15 protein-coding genes and 1 pseudogene are annotated in these 17,922 nt (G+C 54.4%); 8 read left to right on the top strand and 8 right to left on the bottom strand.

Annotated features, from left to right (window positions below):
• Positions 1–2: 2 nt before the first annotated feature.
• The 8 genes from BLU11_RS09710 to BLU11_RS09675 form a co-directional block, all read right to left on the bottom strand.
• Positions 3–386: a VanZ family protein gene (locus BLU11_RS09710; RefSeq protein WP_090273148.1), complete on the bottom strand. Its 384-nt coding sequence runs from the start codon at positions 384–386 to the stop codon at positions 3–5.
• A gap of 63 nt (positions 387–449) precedes the next feature.
• Positions 450–2,579 carry a YjbH domain-containing protein gene (locus BLU11_RS09705; RefSeq protein WP_407920206.1) on the bottom strand — a complete coding sequence of 710 codons (2,130 nt, stop codon included), beginning with the start codon at positions 2,577–2,579 and terminating at the stop codon, positions 450–452.
• Positions 2,572–3,357 (bottom strand): capsule biosynthesis GfcC family protein, encoded by a 786-nt coding sequence (locus BLU11_RS09700; protein WP_090273147.1) that lies wholly within the window; start codon positions 3,355–3,357, stop codon positions 2,572–2,574. Before BLU11_RS09700 ends, BLU11_RS09705 begins: the two co-directional genes overlap by 8 nt.
• Positions 3,354–4,007: a YjbF family lipoprotein gene (locus BLU11_RS09695; RefSeq protein ID WP_090273146.1), complete on the bottom strand. Its 654-nt coding sequence runs from the start codon at positions 4,005–4,007 to the stop codon at positions 3,354–3,356. Before BLU11_RS09695 ends, BLU11_RS09700 begins: the two co-directional genes overlap by 4 nt.
• A 10-nt stretch (positions 4,008–4,017) precedes the next feature.
• Entirely contained in the window at positions 4,018–5,130 is a 1,113-nt protein-coding gene (locus BLU11_RS09690) for a polysaccharide biosynthesis/export family protein (protein WP_090273145.1), read from the bottom strand.
• Between the two features lie 88 nt (positions 5,131–5,218).
• On the bottom strand, positions 5,219–5,494 hold the full coding sequence (locus tag BLU11_RS09685; protein WP_090273144.1) for a hypothetical protein: 276 nt from the start codon (positions 5,492–5,494) through the stop codon (positions 5,219–5,221).
• Positions 5,495–5,589: 95 nt separating this feature from the next.
• Entirely contained in the window at positions 5,590–7,809 is a 2,220-nt protein-coding gene (locus BLU11_RS09680) for a polysaccharide biosynthesis tyrosine autokinase (protein ID WP_090273143.1), read from the bottom strand.
• Positions 7,810–7,837: 28 nt separating this feature from the next.
• Positions 7,838–8,275, bottom strand: coding sequence for a low molecular weight protein-tyrosine-phosphatase (locus BLU11_RS09675; protein WP_090273142.1), 438 nt, complete (start codon positions 8,273–8,275; stop codon positions 7,838–7,840).
• A gap of 444 nt (positions 8,276–8,719) precedes the next feature.
• On the opposite strand from BLU11_RS09675, the gene BLU11_RS09670 reads away from it, so the two are divergent.
• The 8 genes and pseudogenes from BLU11_RS09670 (at position 8,720) to BLU11_RS19535 (ending at position 17,912) form a co-directional block, all read left to right on the top strand.
• On the top strand, positions 8,720–9,661 hold the full coding sequence (locus tag BLU11_RS09670) for an IS110 family RNA-guided transposase (protein ID WP_090273141.1): 942 nt from the start codon (positions 8,720–8,722) through the stop codon (positions 9,659–9,661).
• A 115-nt stretch (positions 9,662–9,776) separates the two neighbouring features.
• Positions 9,777–11,180 (top strand): MBL fold metallo-hydrolase, encoded by a 1,404-nt coding sequence (locus tag BLU11_RS09665; protein WP_090273140.1) that lies wholly within the window; start codon positions 9,777–9,779, stop codon positions 11,178–11,180.
• 182 nt (positions 11,181–11,362) lie between these two features.
• Complete coding sequence (gene rfaH, locus BLU11_RS09660) at positions 11,363–11,869, top strand: transcription/translation regulatory transformer protein RfaH (RefSeq protein ID WP_231702187.1); 507 nt, start codon at positions 11,363–11,365, stop codon at positions 11,867–11,869.
• Positions 11,870–12,093: 224 nt separating this feature from the next.
• Complete coding sequence (glmS, locus tag BLU11_RS09655; RefSeq protein ID WP_090273138.1) at positions 12,094–13,923, top strand: glutamine--fructose-6-phosphate transaminase (isomerizing); 1,830 nt, start codon at positions 12,094–12,096, stop codon at positions 13,921–13,923.
• Positions 13,924–14,015: 92 nt separating this feature from the next.
• Complete coding sequence (tviB, locus tag BLU11_RS09650) at positions 14,016–15,293, top strand: Vi polysaccharide biosynthesis UDP-N-acetylglucosamine C-6 dehydrogenase TviB (protein WP_090273137.1); 1,278 nt, start codon at positions 14,016–14,018, stop codon at positions 15,291–15,293.
• A 65-nt stretch (positions 15,294–15,358) separates the two neighbouring features.
• The gene (locus BLU11_RS09645) at positions 15,359–16,399 is read left to right on the top strand and encodes an NAD-dependent epimerase/dehydratase family protein (protein ID WP_090273136.1); all 1,041 of its coding nucleotides are present in this window, start codon (positions 15,359–15,361) and stop codon (positions 16,397–16,399) included.
• Positions 16,400–16,453: 54 nt separating this feature from the next.
• Positions 16,454–17,369: pseudogene (locus tag BLU11_RS09640) on the top strand (IS5 family transposase).
• 270 nt (positions 17,370–17,639) lie between these two features.
• Complete coding sequence (locus BLU11_RS19535; protein ID WP_231702324.1) at positions 17,640–17,912, top strand: hypothetical protein; 273 nt, start codon at positions 17,640–17,642, stop codon at positions 17,910–17,912.
• The last annotated feature ends 10 nt before the right edge of the window (positions 17,913–17,922 follow it).

Genomic DNA, 17,922 nt, shown 5'->3' with positions numbered 1-17,922 from the left:
GATCATACCCTGCGTGTGGCATAACACTGCCAAGCCAACACCACCAGCAATCCTGCGCCGACCCCTATGCTATTGGCATAGATGTCATGGATATCCGCCGAACGGGTAGGGTGGAAGGACTGCACAAACTCCACCGCCACACCCACGCTGAACATCAACACACCACGCAACCACCAACGCCACCGAGGGAAGGCAAGGTAGCTGAGCAAGGTGCAGACGAACAATCCACCGGCGTGATAAACCGAGTCGACAAAGCTGAACTTGAACAGCGTCGGCGGCGGCCCAGGGCGCATGCCGAGGTACATGCCGAGGAACAACACCGAGAAGAACAAAATGCGGTAAAGCAGACGATAACGGCCCCAATGCCGAAGAAGGTTCAGCCACATGACGTCAAGCGTCCCGGGTTATCGAGCGCCTGCTCGACGACGGGGCGCTTGCGTCAATGCCCATCACTCAATCACTTGCCCAAAACCATCATTAAAATGATCAATATTCCGCGCGCCAGTCATGTTGTAAAGCGAATAACGTCTGGCCAATCTCGCCCCACCGTCCCGCGTCAACGGATTCCACGCAATAGTACCGCTGGACGTCGTCGACTTCGCAAAGAAAGCATCGAACGGGAAGGTGAAATAAATCCCCTTATCAAAACTACCCTCACCAAATTCTTCCGACGACACATCCGTCTTGGTCGCCCAAGCCCCCACAGTCACCCCATTGGCAAAGCGCCGCGACAGATCCAGCGTCGCACCGTAATCGCCCGCCAGGTAACGGCCCGCGCTACCCTTGGCCAGAATATCCCAGTAGCGTGTCTCGGAATAACCAGTGATATGCCCGGTCCACGTGGAATAGTCGCGGAAGTCGAAGTCCTGACGGAAGCCGCGCTGTTTCACCCAGTTGGCATCCACACCAACCGCCCAACCGGCGTCAAACGGCCGATACAGCACCTCACCACCAACACCGCCATACATGCTTTCCAGCAGACCGACATACCCCATGGCAAACACATCACGATCCAGGCGGCGGGTATGGGTGTACTGCAGGTTTTCCAGCACCACATCTGAGGTGGTCAGGTATTCACGGATATGGGTGCGTACGCGGGGCAGATTACTGGCGGCGGTATATTCAAACTTATCAAAGTTATCCAGCAAATTGACGCCCAGGTGGCCACGTATCCAGTTATTACGGTTGAAGCGGTACTCAGCGTTAACACGTGCCAGGAATTGATACAGGATGAAGCCGTCCGGACCACCGATATTCTGGTTGTAGCCCAGTGACAAGCCCCAGTCGAACTTGTCCAGCTCGGCGGTGTGCATCACATCCTTGCTCACTACGCTGGGCGTGGCGTTGACCATGCCACGCCGAAGATCGCTAACATCGGCGCTGTTCTGCTCATAATCACGCAGGCGCTGCGCATTGATGCTGGTCTCGCTGACGGCCATGCCGCGGGGCTTGTTGACCAGCGTATACCAGTCATAGGTGCCTTCACCCAGGCTGTTGTCCAGCACGCGGGAGGCACGAGTAACGCCTTCGGCCTCGTTGCGATAGGTCCGCTGTTCGCCCGTGATAATGACTTCACGGTCCTTGATGGCGATTTCTTCCACCTCAAAGCCGGCGTTGTCCTTCAAGCGGTCGCTGACGTTGGCCCAATCCACGCTCTGCCCCGACACACCCGCAGGTAGCGGACGGCGTGGCTCGGGATCAGGGTCAAGAAACTTGTCCGGCCCGCGTGATTTCAGGTTAGTACGGAAGGTAATACCGATCATCGCAGTATTGCCGCGCTCCCAGCCAGCGCTGACATCGATAACATTATTGACCTTGAACACAGCGCCGATATTGAAGCGCGAGTCCGCCACTTCGAACTCAGGGTCGCCAGGCTCAGATGAATAGTCGTTGCCGTCCACTTCAAACTTCAGGCGCAACCGATCCCAGGGTGTCTGGTACTCGACACCACCGAAAAAAGCAGCCGGGCCACTGAAATAAGTACTGGTATTAAAGTTACCACCGCGATCACCTGCCTCGCGGCCCGCACGCTCGCTATCACGCAGGCTGCCAAACGGATTACTGATATCCCCCCGAGTACCGTGATAACCCCAGGCCATCCCCAGGCTCACATCCAGATCCCAGAAGCGCTTGTTGGCAACCAGATATTCACTCGAGAACAGACCGGTACCGGCCGCATCGATAAAGCCCAACGCGATCTGTGGCATCCAATAGGATTCCTGCCACAGCCGGAACTTGGCATCGACTGCCTTATCCTTATTGCTCTGGTCTCCACCGAAACTGCTATTCTCGCCGCCATAGGTAAGGTTGGTCATAGCGGTATAACGCAGCGTTCCTTCCATCCACGGCAAAGGCGTGACAGAAATACTGTATCGGCTGTAGGGCGATACCCGGTTGGCGTTGAAGCTGAACCCACCATCCTCGGCAAAGCGCGCCGTAGGGGTTTGCAGCAGGCCGACACCACCGAAGTCATTCTGGGTGGTGCGGTAGCGATCAGCCGCAGCATGCTGCGGCAAAATGGCCAAGGCCAACAGAGCGGGTACGAAAACCGACGCCTGCTTTTTAAATGCTTTATTCACTGAAGCGGCCTCCCAGGCTGTACTGGGTAGCCAGTAACGCCGCCATATCCTTGTTCAGGTCCTGCGCTTCCGGCGACAGCGCGGCAGGATTGAAGGGCACATAGATGATGGCACCAACGGCCAGTGTGGCCTGCTGTTGGTTCCAATGAGCCATGCCAATCCGCTTGGTGGTACCGTCGGGTTGTATCACATGCACGTAATTACGATCCGCCGCTCGATGAACAGGGCATTGGCCGAGATAGTCCTTGAGTTGCAACTGGGCATCGAATGTCAGCTGGCAATCGGCCGTTACCGCGCCGAGCACCCGGATGGAATCTGGACGCAGGGGGTAGATTAGCTCATCTCCCGCTTCCAATAGATCGTTCTTGCTGGCCAGGAGCAACTGAAAGGGATTTAGCTCCGCAACCACCCGGCCAGTCACGGGCAAGCGCTGTACAAAGACTTTCAGACGCTCAAGCAACTGCTGCAGCTCCGCATTATTCTCGCTCTGAGCGTGGATTCGGTTGGCCCGCAAGTCATACAAAACACCGGCTTTCAGGCGCTGCTGTGGCTCGATGGCGCTGTGGCGGAGCAGGGCGGCGCCCAACGGCCAAGCCTGGGCGCTGACCTGGCCCGCAACCGCGGCGTCCTGCAGCCGGGCACCTTCGTGCCATTGATATTCACCGGGTTTAAGTACCGCACCGCTCACTGTGATGGTGTCAGCGGCAAGAGGGTTAGCCAAAAAGCCGGCGAGCAAAGCCGCCGCGGCGACGTGATAAAAAGAGCGCAGGGCGATCATGGCTGACCCCCGGCGGTTTTCAACAGAGTGAGATGCAAGGGCGGCAGATCCGGGGCTATGTACTGGGTGCTGCGGCGTACCAGGCCGGTATCAGGTTCCAACCAATAGTGATTGGTAGCCTTGAAATCCAGCTCCGGCATGCGGATATGCTCATCCACGCGCTGCAACATATGGCGTTGCCCCATGAACTCCACCTCTTCCAGAGGGCCGCGTTCATAGTGCGCATGCTGGCGCAGGCCAGTCAGATACTGAGCGGGGTAATCCACCTGACGGGTGATCTCCAACCCATCGGCAACCGTCAATAACCCTTGGTTGAAGGGGTCGCCGCTAACCAGAGGCGCGATGATATCAAACGGCAGTCCGGCAGATTGGGTAACACGTCCATGCTGCGTCAGCAGCATTTCCGTTATGCCGTACCATTCAACAACGCCGGTCGCGCTGCCTCTGGTTACCAGCATGGCTTCGGCGACGCCCAGGCGGACTGACAACGCCGGACCATTGACGGCATTTACCCGTTCAATGGTCACTGGCGATTCAGGTCCAGATATGGCCAGTTTCATGGTTTGCAGCGCATCGCCCGACAGCGAATTGCATCCGGTCACGCCAGCCATGGCCATGCCCAGTACGACCGTGCGGAGAATGGTCTTCACCGGGTGATCCTCAATTGTTGCGATCGTTTATATCATCTTCGATTTCGAGTGTGGAGCGGAAGATATTAGCAGTAGGGAATAGCTGGCTGACGAAGCGGTTCCAGCGCGTGATGCCCGCAGCACCTACGAAAACTACATCCTGAGGCTGCATTTCGAACTGATTAGCCAGAATGAAAGCGGACGGCGACTGCGCATTCAATTGGAATACCGTGGCTTTATCCGTGTCCAGGCTCTCTACACCGCGGATCACATAAACTTCTTTGCCGCTTGACGTCATTGGTGAAGGGCCACCAACGGTAGCGAGGACTTCACTCAATGTCATCTGGCTAGTGCGATATGGTAGCGCTCCAGGGCGGCCGATTTCACCCATGACGAATACCTTACGAGCGTCATTGAGCCCAAGGTGTACCTTATCGCCCGGACGCAGATAAACATCGCCAATCCGACTGGTGGTGCTGGTCAGTCGGTCATAATCCAATCGATAGCTGACACCTTCGCGGATGATTTTCAAGTCGGATAGGTCTGCACGCTGCGTATCTATGCCTGCCTGTCCGATAGCTTGAAGCAGAGTCAGTCTTTGAGCATTGACCGGGAGAATACCCGCGTTCTCGAAAGCACCACTGAAATAGATTTTCTGACTATTGTATTCCATCACGTTGACGTCAACCTGGGGCTGTTCGATATAGCGTGCCAGGCGCGTGGTGATGATTTCCCGAAGCTCTTCGAGAGTCAGACCGGCAACGCGTACGTTACCAATGAAAGGGTAAAATAAGGTGCCATCATCCCGGACCACCCGAGCGTTTGCCGCATTGGTTTGTTGCGTGCCACCGGGTACTGTGAGCTCAGGATGATCCCAAACGGTAATGAACAGCGCATCGTTAGCGCCGATCCGGTAGTTTTCGGGTTCATAATCAAGCAGAGCCTGAGGTACTACCAGTCTGTCATTGACAGCCTGATCCTGAGCGATCAGCTTGGGCGTGATCTGGACCATCTCTACCATGCTGTTTTCAGCGGAATCCTGACTGATCAGGCGGTCGGTATCCATGTGCATGCCGGGGGAGAACATGCAGGCCTGCAGGAGAAGGGTGGAGGCGCCCAGAGCGACAAGCGGTAATCGGATCATGGTTGGTGTTCTTCCGTGGGGTTCCAAGTAAAAAAAAGCCACCTGAAGCAAAGTTTCAGGTGGCTTGCTGTTCAGCCTTATTCACTGATCAGTTGGTGCCTGTGGTACCTGTAGTACCTGTGGTACCGCTGCTGCCATCGCTACTATCGTCCAGAGCGGCTGCTGCTGCCAGACCAACAGCTGCTACACCCAGCGCAACGCCACCATATTCGCCCAAAGTGCCTGTAGCGCCAGTACCAGCACCGGTAGTGCCGGCGGCAGTTGCGGGCGCGCCTGCTTCAGCAGGAACATCTTGCTGTGCGAAAGTCATACCAGAGGCGAGCAGGAGACCACTGGCCACTAATGCGATTGCTTGTTTTTTCATTAACTCGACTCCTTAAATGCGTGTTTGTCAGATTATACCGACTTGAATACCCATGGGAACCCACTTAACCATAATGGTTCCGTATTGCAAATCTATTATTTAGCGTCCGATTTGTACTCGTACTGATAATAGCCGTAATTGCCGTAGCCGTATGCAGCGGCTTTTTTCTCCACAGCGTTGAAGATAGCACCTTTGATCTCAATGCCGTTGTTCCGGAAGCGCTGTACGGTCAATTCCACTTCTTTGACCGGGTTCAGGCCAAAGCGGGTCACGATCAGGCTGGTACCAGCCAGACGGCCGACCAGTGCTGCGTCCGTCACAGCAAGGATAGGCGGTGTATCGACAATAACAAGATCGTACATCTTGCTCAGTTGATCCAGCAGCGTCTGGAAATTGGAATGCATCAGCAATTCAGAAGGGTTTGGCGGGATGGTGCCACGGCTGATGAAGTGCATCCCCTCAACCTCGGTCTTATGTATCACATCCGCCAACGTATGAGTATGCACCAGCAATCCGGACAGCCCAGAGTCTGGGGTCGTGCTGATCAATTTGTGCAGATAGCCCTTGCGCATGTCGCCATCGATCAGTAGCACTTTTTGCCCGCTCTGGGCCACGATGGCCGCCAGGTTAGCTGATACAAAGGATTTGCCTACCCCCGGGCTCGGGCCGGAAATCATCAGAATATTATTCTTGGCTTCCATCATGGCGAAGTGCAGGCTGGTGCGCAGGCTCCGCAGCGCCTCGATCGACAGATCTGCTGGATTGGTCGCTGCAAGCAGGTGCGAGCCTTGGACATGGCCAGGCTTACCTTTGAAACTGCGCTCCATCACTTCCTGATCCTTGCTGAACGGCACAGATGCATATACTGGCAGGCCCAGTTGCTCAATAAGCTCAGGGTTTTCAATACCGCGGTTCAGTGCATGGCGGAGCAATGCTATAGCTAAGCCGAGCGTCAAGCCGAGTAGAGTGGCAATAGCTATGATTACCCCTTTTTTAGGTTTAACCGGTTGGGCGGTATTAACTACCGCATCGTCAATGATTCTCACGTTGCCTACAGTGCCGGCCCGCATGATGTCCAGTTCCTGAGACTTGTTCAGCATCTGAGTATAAATTTCAGTGCTCACTTGAACATCCCGTGCGAGACGCAGCAATTCCTGCTGAGTCTCCGGCAGACCGCCGACTTCTTGAAGCATGCGGTCGCGACGACTCTGCAATTGTGCCATCTGGCTCATCAACGCTTGATAGCTGGGGTGATCCTTTGTAAATCGTCGCTGCAACTCCTCGCGCTTGAGTGTCAATCCGGAAATCTCGGATTCGAGCTCAACGACTTGGCTCAGAATTGATTGGGTTTCAATGCTGATATCGACGGAGCCGGCACTGGCCTGGTACTGATTCAGCGCATTTTCAGCTCGTTCGAGTTCTTTGCGCACCTGTGGTATCTGATCCGTAAGAAACTCCAGGCTTTGCTGAGCCTCGGCGGATTTGCGTTCAATATTCTGGCGCAAGTAAAGGCGGCTGACTTCGTTCAGAACGTTGATGGCATAATCAGGGGCTGGGCTTTCCAGCGATAAGGTGAGAATTCCCGAATCCTTACCTTTCTCAGATACCTGGATAGCACCTTGAAGCCCCAGAATTGCGCCGAGTTGGTCGCGTTTGACTATTCGAAACTCGGTGCCTGGTCGGGCTGTCAAAGCGGCGACCTGAACCTTAAAACCATCTTGCTCGACCGCTTCCCCGATGGTGCCAGTCAGTAGTGGATCACCATCAGCATTGGAAAGCGTGTAGCTGTCATTTTCCCCTGCAGTCAGTATAAGCGTAGCCCCAATGAAGGAGGGAGGGACTTCAAGCTGAAAGACCTCCAGATGCTCACCACCCCAAGCAAAGCTGTCGAAGCCCAGAAAAGGAGTGGCTACCGGGTTATCGGTAGTGGGTTGAAAGCGTCGACTCTTAAAAGAACCGATCACCGGGAACAGCTTAGGTTGTGCAACGGTGGTCAATTTCAGGTTGTCAACTGCCTGACCGATCACCTGCCGGGATTTGAGCAACTCGATTTCAGTAGCCGCAGCCGAGCTGGTTGGAAATATTTCACTGTCACCAATTAAACTACCCACACCCGAGGACTTCTGCTCTATTTGAACCATGGCGCTAGCGACGTACACCGGGGTGGCCAATACCGCATAAATAACCCCGACCACAGCAAAAAAAGCCGTGCAGGCGATGATGATGCTTTTGTTGTCCAGCAAGGCGCCCAACAACGCCAATAGGTCGATTTCATCACTGGTTTTCTGTGGCGCAGCGACAGGCGGATTCTGCATCAGGGGCTCTCTTTAAACTGAAATGACATTACTTGAGATAGGGCAGCCAGGCAGTGGCAGCCTCATCAAGAATCTTGTATACGTGCTCAAATGCAGGACGTTGCTGACGGTAGGGGTCAGGTACATCCCGGCCATCAGACCACTTGGAGAACAGAAAAGTTTTACCACGGGCTTCAGGCGCGAGGGAATGGATAGATTGCAGGTGGCGTTGCTCCATTGCCAGCACCAGATCGGCCTCACGTAACATCTCCGGCGTGAGCTGTCGCGCCTGATGACCGGGGAGAGGATAACCCGCAGAATCAAGCAGCTCGGCAGCGGTAGCATCCACCGGCTTACCCACCAGAGCACCCAGGCCCGCTGAGCTAACCGTTATATTTTTATCTGCCAACCTGTGCTTCAACAGGGCTTCACCGGTAGGACTCCGGCAAATATTGCCCACACAAACAACCAAAATAGATTTGAACATGCAGTACCGTGACATCCGATGTATGCGGGCGATCTAGCGCGCAACTTTAGTGAGAACCCCATTCAAGGTCAAGAAGTGCCGGATAATAGATGACGCTTCATGCCATTTTAATGACGCAACTCAATTCACCTCCAAACTGTGCGCCCGGCCACAGTCTATGCAACAAGTTTCCCGAAGCATAGCTCCCTCGCGCTACGCTCACCTCGAAGATGATCGCTTGTATGGTTTTCCTGCAGGTCCAAAATGGGACCTGTCAGGGTGGAGGGGCTCAATCGTTTTCCGACCTTTCGGTACGGACTGTGGGAGATTTCGCCCCACCCTCACCATAAACGCCAATAGAGAATCCATCGGCAGAGCCAAGCCGCTCGGACCGACGATACGTTGCAAGCCAGCGTCTGGTGAGCCCTGACAAGTCAAAGACTACTTTAGCTTGGAGGACGCGCCATGACAAAACCTGTGGAATATATCCTGGTGGGTATCGATGTCAGCAAGGCTGAGCTGGTGATCGCTCGCAGTGACTCCCCTCAGATCGAAGCGATCAGCAACTCCCCCAGCGCTATTAAGCGCTGGTTGAAGTCGTTGCCGCAGGGCTCAAGGATCGCGCTGGAAGCCACCGGCATTTATCATCGGCAACTGGCCACACTGGCTCATGCAGCAGCATACCCGCTCTATTTACTGGATGGTTATCGGCTCAGTCGTTATCGCGATGGAGTAGGTACCCGAGCCAAGACCGACCCGTCTGATGCCAGACTGATCCTGCGTTATTTGAGCAACGAGCTTGAGGAGCTCAAGCCTTGGATCCCTGCGCATGATGCCTTTTATCGCATCCAAAGCCTGATACGCCGTCGAGCCTCGCTGGTTCATACCCGAGTGGCGTTGAGCCAGAGCTTGCAGGACATACCTGAGTTGAAGCAGGTGAGAAAACAGCTGGATACCCATATCCGTCGCGTTGAACTGCTGATTACCCAGCGCTTGAAACAGGCCTTGGCAGACGTAGGCTGGGACGCAGATGCAAAACGCTGCATGGACATTGAAGGCATTGGTGAGCTGAGCTCAATGGCGCTCGCCAACACCTTCCACCGAGGTCGCTTCAAGAGCAGTGACGCCTTCATCGCTTACCTGGGGATGGATGTCAAAGTCCGAGACTCTGGCAAGCAGGTAGGCCGACGAAAACTCACCAAGAAAGGCGACCCGGAATTACGCCGCCTACTCTACAACGCGGCCATGGCTGCCCGTAAAACGACTGCCTGGAAGGAGCTATACGAGACCTATCTGTCACAGGGACTCAAGCCCATTCAGGCGCTAATCAAGCTGGCAAGAAAGTTGGCGCGCATTGCCTTTGCCTTGATGCAGAATCAAACGGTTTATCGGCCCAAAACCTTATAAAAGAGGTTGGCATGAACCATAGAATCTCCCACGCTCCAGCGTGGGAGCGCATGCAAGGACGCTCCGCGTCCGCCCGGACGACCAGACAAACTAAACAACAGAAAGGACTCTGCCCATGCCAACCTACCCCCACATCCAACACCACGGCGCCACCAACGGCGTAACCGGCTCCTGTCACCAACTCCACCTCAGCCCCACCGCCAGCATCCTCATCGACTGCGGCCTATTCCAGGGCGCCGAAGCCTCCAGCCGAGGCGCCAAAGCCGACGCCCTCAGCATAGAATTCCCAATAACAGACGTAAAAGCCCTGGTCCTAACCCACGTCCACATCGACCACGTAGGCCGCCTCCCCTGGCTCATCGCCGCCGGCTTCAAAGGACCGGTCTATTGCACCGAACCCTCCGCCATGCTGTTACCTACCGTCCTGGAAGATGCCTTCATGGTCGGTATCCAACGTGACGCCCAACTAGCCGAGCGTTTCATAAAACTGGTTGAACCCATGCTCAACGGCAAACCTTACCGCGAATGGACAACCATCCTTGAGCAGCCAGACCTGACCTGCCGCATACGCTTCCAACGCGCCGGCCACATCCTCGGCTCCGCCTGGGTCGAATGCGACGTCCACTACCCGCATGAAAACCGCAGCCGCCGCATCATCTTCTCCGGTGACCTAGGCGCGCCCCACGCCCCGTTACTACCGCCGCCCGATACGCCTTACCGTGCCGACGTAGTCGTACTGGAAAGTACCTACGGCGACCGCCTGCACGAAGACCGCCGCACCCGTCGCCAACGCTTCCAGGCCGCACTCGAACAGGCATTGTCAGACGGCGGCACCGTACTGATCCCCGCATTCAGCATAGGCCGCACCCAGGAACTGCTCTACGAACTGGAAGACATCATCTCCAGCCAGAAAGGCGACTGGAGCGAAATGCCGATCATCCTAGACGCACCACTGGCCACCCGCTTCACCAAGCTCTACCGCGAACTTAAACCTTATTGGGCAAAAGAAGCGCTGAGCAAAATCGCCAAAGGCCGCAAACCCCTCGGCTTTGAGCAGCTGCTCACAGTAAGTACCCACAGCCAACACCTGAGCATGGTCAACCGGTTGGCCCATACACGCCAACCTGCCATCGTCATCACCGGCAACGGCATGTGCAGCGCCGGGCGCATCATCAACTACCTTAAAGCCATGCTTGAAGATCCAAGGCATAACATCATCTTCACCGGCTACCAGGCACAAGGTACCCCCGGCAACGCTATCCAACAGCATGGCCCGGCAGGCGGATATGTGGATCTGGAAGGGGAGCGGTTCAACATCCGCTCCGGCGTCACCACCCTGGGCGGCTACTCAGCTCACGCTGATCAAAAAGGACTGGTCAACTTCATCACACGGATGCGCCAGTGGCCAACAGAGGTACGGCTGGTCCACGGAGACACTGAAGCAAAGCGAACACTGGCAAGTCAGTTAAAAGAAAAAGCGCAAGTATACAAACATGCGTTTGAAATCGTTATTCCTTAACGAGCAGGTGATATAACCAATGTCGTGTTGTGCTAACTGTCAGCTGGTGGTAGATGATTACAACTTAACGCAAAGACTTGTAACAATCGGCCCGGACTAGGTAATATCGCGGCCCTTATGGGTATCACACGGCATGTAAGCCATGCCTTATCCAGTGGCCTATGCAAAAAAGGGAAAAGTTTGTGGCTAACGACTCCACGCGAGCGCAATGGTATCTGATTCAGTGCAAGCCACGGCAGGAAGCCCGCGCAGAAGAAAACCTGCGCAACCAGCATTTCCCCTGCTATTGCCCTTTCCATACGATAGAAAAAATCCAGCACGGCCGAAGAGTTGTCACAAAACAGCCACTCTTCCCAGGGTATCTTTTCATCAACCTGTGCAAGCTCACCGATAACTGGCACAGCATCCGCTCCACACGCGGTGTGTTGCGAATGGTGACCTTTGCAGGCGAGCCCTTGGCCGTTGCGGACGAGATCATCGAAAATTTGAGAACACGCCTAGCAAGCACCGACAGCAAACCCCTGTTCGAAGAGGGTGGCAAAGTGACCGTCACCGAGGGCCCCTTCAAGGACCTCGATGCCGTCTTCTGCAAAACAGACGGCAATGAACGCGCAATCATCCTGTTGACCATGCTGCACCGCGAACACCAGGTACGAGTACCCTTAAGCCAGCTCAAAACGACGCTCTGAACATTTTGCAATAACAGCGGTCTTAAAGCCGCCGCGCGCCAAGATACCGGCGCCAAAAATCGATAGGTGTAAACGTCCTCAAGAAACCGACTGTAAATCTTGTGGCGGTAGCGTGCCTTGACTCCCTCTCCCCCTCGCGGGAGAGGGCCGGGGAGAGGGGGAAAGGCCCCTCAGAAAGGACGCTGCTCTCCAACAAATAATCAACAACAGGACAACCCAAAAAAATGTGCGGAATCGTAGGCGCCATAGCCAAACGCAACATCACCCCCATCCTCATCGAAGGGCTGCGCCGCCTCGAATACCGCGGCTATGACTCAGCCGGCGTAGCCGTACTGGCCACTGGCAACGGAATCAAACGCGTACGCGCCGCCGGCAAAGTGGCCGAGCTTGAAAAAGCCCTGGAACTCTCCCCAGCCTACGGTCATCTGGGCATCGCCCACACCCGCTGGGCCACCCACGGCAAACCTGCCGAACACAACGCCCATCCGCACGTATCCGAGCGCCTGGCCGTAGTGCACAACGGCATCATCGAAAACCACAGCTCCCTGCGCAAAAAACTCATCGATCTGGGTTATACCTTTACCTCCGAGACCGACACTGAAGTAGTCGCCCACCTGTTGGCCCACTACTACGCGCAAAAGAAGAACCTACTGTGCGCCTTCCGCACCACCTTGTCTGAGTTGCACGGCGCTTATGCATTAGGTGTCATTCATCAAGACGAACCCGATACCTTATATTGCGCCCGTATGGGCAGTCCACTGGTGATAGGCGAGGGCAGCGAAGAGCGCTATATCTCCTCCGACCCGCTGGCGCTGTTGCAGGTCACCGACCAATTCGTCTACCTGGACGAAGGCGACCACGCCCGCCTGACCGTGGAAAGCCGCGACATCTGGAACAAACGCAACGAGCCTGTAGATTACGCCGTGCTGCGTTATGAACACGCCGCCCACAGTCTGGACAAGGGCGAGTACCGCCACTACATGCTCAAAGAAATCTACGAGCAGCCCGCCGCCATCACCAACACCCTGAGCGGCACCTTGGGCGACGACCACGTTCTTACAGCTATCCTCGGCCCGGATGCAGAAAGCCGCCTCAAGGATATCGAAAACATCCATATCGTCGCCTGCGGCACCAGCTACCATGCTGGGCTTGTCGCCAGATATTGGATAGAAGAACAAGCCGGCCTGCCATGTCAGGTAGAAGTAGCAAGCGAGTTCCGCTACCGTCAGGTAGCTGTGCCGCCAAATACCCTCCTTATTACCATTTCCCAATCCGGTGAAACCGCCGACACCTTGGCCGCACTACGTCACGCCAAGCCTCAGGGCTATTTGAGTACTCTGGCCATCTGCAACGTGGCCGGCAGCTCGTTGGTGCGCGAAGCTGATTGGCGCCTGTTGACCCAGGCCGGCCCGGAAATCGGTGTTGCCTCCACCAAAGCATTCACTACCCAGCTAGTGGCTTTGCTGTGGCTGACAACAGCACTGGCTCAAGAACGCGGTCGTGCCAACGAACTGATTGCTGCCAACATCCGTGCATTGCGCAACCTGCCAGCTCTCGTCGCGCAGGCTCTAGAGTTGGACAGCAAAATCGAAACGCTGGCTGCGAGCTTCGCCAACAAGCACCATGCACTGTTCCTCGGCCGCGGCACCCATTACCCCATCGCCATGGAAGGAGCGCTCAAGCTCAAGGAAATTTCCTACATTCATGCCGAAGCCTACGCTGCCGGCGAACTCAAACATGGCCCTCTGGCACTGGTAGACGAAGACATGCCCGTAGTTAGCGTCGCCCCAAGCGATAGCCTGCTGGAAAAACTCAAATCCAACCTGCAGGAAGTCCGTGCTCGCGGTGGCCAGTTGATCAATTTCGCATGTGAAAGGGCCGATCTGGACAATGGTGACGGTATCACCCACATCAAGATGCCCTGGGTTTACGAAGCCGTATCCCCCATCATCTACACCATTCCACTGCAGCTACTCAGCTACCACGTAGCACTGGTAAAAGGCACCGACGTAGACAAGCCCAGAAACCTGGCCAAGTCCGTCACCGTAGAATAAGTCGCAGCCCCGCGCCACTCTTGTGGGAGCGGCCTTGGCCGCGATAGCCCAAACTTCAATTACCTAACTTTTGAACCAACTGGATACAAATCATGCTCAAACTGGAAGACATCAAACTCGCCGTTATCGGCCTTGGCTACGTTGGCCTGCCCTTAGCCGTAGAATTCGGCAAAAAGCGCCCAGTCATCGGCTTTGATATCAACCAATCCCGCATCAATGCCCTGAGCGCAGGCCACGACAGCACGTTGGAAGTGGACGACGAAGAGATGAAAGAGGCTGCTCAGCTGTCATACACTGCAACACCCGCAGATCTCGAAGCAGCCAACGTTTACATAGTCACAGTCCCAACACCAATCGATGAACACAAACGTCCCGATCTGACGCCTCTATGCAAGGCATCTGAAACCATCGGAAAGAGCCTGAAGAAGGGGGACATCGTCATCTACGAATCCACAGTTTACCCTGGTGCAACGGAAGAAGAATGCATACCCGTACTGGAGAAGGTCTCCGGCCTCAAATACAATGTGGATTTTTTCGCCGGTTACAGCCCCGAGCGCATCAACCCCGGTGACAAAGAGCACCGCGTCACCAACATCAAGAAGGTTACGTCCGGCTCTACGCCCGAGGTGGCAGACCTCGTAGACGCGCTGTACAACGAAATTATTACTGCTGGCACCCATAAAGCCACCAGCATCAAAGTGGCCGAAGCCGCGAAGGTCATTGAAAATACCCAGCGCGACCTGAACATTGCTTTGATCAATGAATTAGCCGTGATCTTCAACAAAATGGGCATCGACACAGAAGCCGTTCTAGAGGCAGCAGGTACTAAATGGAACTTCCTGCCATTCCGTCCGGGCTTGGTCGGAGGTCACTGCATCGGCGTCGACCCTTACTACCTGACCCACAAAGCCCAATCCATCGGCCACCACCCCGAAATCATCCTGGCCGGTCGCCGCCTGAACGACAGCATGGGTGCTTATGTTGTATCGCAGTTGGTCAAATGCATGATGAAAAAGCGCATCCATGTTGATGGCGCCAAGGTACTGATCATGGGGCTCACATTCAAGGAAAACTGCCCCGATCTGCGCAATACCAAAGTAGTGGATATCGTCAAAGAACTGGGCGAATACAATATAGAGGTTGAAGTGTATGATCCATGGGTGTCTGCGGCAGAAGCTCAACATGAATACAGCATAACCCCGGTAGAAGAGCCTGCAATCGACGGCTACGATGGCATCATCATTGCCGTAGGGCATAATCAATTCAGGGAGCTCGGCGCGGAAAATATCCGCCGTTTCGGCAAAGCAGAGCACGTTCTCTACGACCTGAAATACTTGCTTTCTTCCCAAGAGTCTGATCTGCGCCTCTGATACATAGGAAGGCCGAGCCCCTTCCGGCCTAACCTCTCAGCCAATTCGAACACGAAGAACTACTAATGACTCGCTACGAACAATTGCTTGAAGAACTACCAGCCAGCCCGAAGACTTGGCTAGTTACCGGCGTAGCCGGCTTCATCGGCTCCAACTTGCTGGAAACCCTGCTCAAACTGGACCAGCACATAATCGGTCTCGACAACTTCGTCACCGGTCACCAGCGCAATCTGGACGAAGTACAAAGCCTCGTCACCGCGGACCAATGGGCCCGCTTTCAATTCATCGAAGGCGATATTCGCAATCTTGATGATTGCAACAAAGCATGCGAAGGGGTTGACTACGTGCTACACCAAGCTGCCTTGGGCTCAGTACCTCGCTCCATAAACGATCCGATAACAACCAACGCAACCAATATTGACGGTTTTCTAAACATGCTTGTGGCTGCACGCGATGCCAAGGTACAAAGCTTCACATACGCTGCCAGCAGCTCCACTTATGGGGATCATCCGGGTCTACCAAAAGTAGAAGATGTAATCGGTAGGCCATTGTCGCCTTATGCCGTCACCAAATACGTCAACGAGCTGTACGCTGACGTATTTGCCAAAACCTATGGCTTCCAGACTATCGGCCTGCGTTATTTTAACGTGTTTGGCAGAAGGCAAGACCCTGAAGGTGCCTACGCAGCAGTCATTCCAAAATGGACCGCCGCGATGATCAAGGGCGAAGACGTATTTATCAACGGAGATGGTGAGACCAGCCGCGATTTCTGCTACATCGACAATACGGTTCAAATGAATTTACTAGCAGCAACCGCCATGAGTACGGACGCCCGAAACCAGGTGTATAACGTCGCGCTGGGCGACCGCACCACATTAAACCAGCTTTTTTGCGCGATTCAATTGGCGCTTGAAATGAACGGTACTAAATATAGGAAAGCACCGAATTATAGTGATTTCAGAGCTGGCGATGTACGCCATTCACAAGCAGATGTGAGTAAAGCTATATCGCTATTGGGTTACAAGCCTAAGTATATAATTGAAGATGGGATTGCCAAAGCAATGCCGTGGTATATAAGTTTTGCAAAGGCTTTAGGGAAGGTCTGAAAAAGACTTTCTGAAAGGTCAAAATGGCGCAGCATTATTTTTCGAGATCGCTGCATGAAACAGATGAGCTTCGCTGACGCAGAATACGCCGGTAAACCTAAGCAGACCCGCCGAGAGCGCTTTCTTAAAGAGATGGATCAGGTCGTTCCATGGAAACCCCTGCTGGCTCTGATCGATCCGCGCTACCCCAAGGGTGAAGGTGGTCGACCGGCCTAACCGCTGGAAGCCATGTTGCGGGTGCATCTGATGCAGAACTGGTTTGGCTACAGCGATCCGGCGATGGAAGAAGCTCTTTATGAAACAACCATCCTTAACTTCCGTCGATTGTTGGAACGCTTCGGCCTGTCCACGGCGTTGTTTGAAGTAGTCAATCGCTACTTGACCGAGCACGGACTCATGCTGCGCCACCGCACCGTGGTCGATGCGACTATCATCTACGCGCCCAGCTCGACCAAGAACGAAGAGGGTAAACGCGATCCCGAGATGTATCAGACCAAGAAGGGTAACCAATACTACTTTGGGATGAAGGCGCACATTGGCGTTGATGCTGACACCGGACTGGTTCACAGTCTAGTGGGGACGGCGGCCAATGCAGCTGATGTCACCCAGGTAGATAAACTGCTGCATGGCGAAAAAAACCCACGTATGCGGTGACGCCGGCTATACCGGCGTTCACAAGCGTGATGAGCACAAGGATCGCAAGCAGATGATCTGGTCAATCGCCATGCGCCCCGGCAAACTCAAATCGCTGAGCAAAACCAAGCTGATCGAGAAAGGCTTGCGCCGCATTGAGCGGGCCAAAGCGAGTACGCGGGCCAAGGTTGAGCACCCGTTCAGGGTGATCAAGTTCCAGTTCGGGTTTACCAAGGTGCGGTACAAAGGCTTAGCCAAAAACACGGCTCAGCTGCACACCTTGTTTGCCTTGGCCAATCTATGGATGGCCAGGAAACAGCTATTAACCACAGGGTAAATCCGCCCGCAGTTGCGGGTACGGTAGCCTAAACGGCTCAAATCACGCCGATAGGCGCCAAAATCGTGACCGATTACGGTGAAGTCGTTCTGAAAATGATTTCTTGAGAACAATGGCCAGGATGGCTGCCGGAAGAGCTTGCTCTTCAGACCTTCCTTAGAACGATGTGACAAGGATGCGTGTAGCTAAAAGCTTATACTCCATATTAAATAAGGTTTTGAATTGTCGTATAAGAAAAATATAGTTTTCAATTATGCCAGCCAGATATATGTGACTGCTGTTGGGATTTTGACATTTCCATTATATATAAAATATATGGGGGCAGAGGCATACGGTTTGGTTGGGTTTTTTACAATGCTGCAAGCATTGTTTAGTCTTCTTGATATAGGGCTTACTCCTACCATTAGTCGCGAAACAGCGAGGTATCTAGGGGGAGCTACATCTGCACTGAATTATAGAAAGTTATTTCGTGCACTAAGTTTTATTTTTATAGTGACAGCTCTGCTTGGGGGGGGGGGTTATTTCTCTCATCTGCCGAGATAGCCACTCGATG

The organism is Halopseudomonas litoralis (assembly GCF_900105005.1).
GTDB classification, from domain to species: domain Bacteria; phylum Pseudomonadota; class Gammaproteobacteria; order Pseudomonadales; family Pseudomonadaceae; genus Halopseudomonas; species Halopseudomonas litoralis.
Note: the sequence above shows the minus strand (reverse complement) of the source record. Positions and strands in the feature narration are given on the sequence as shown.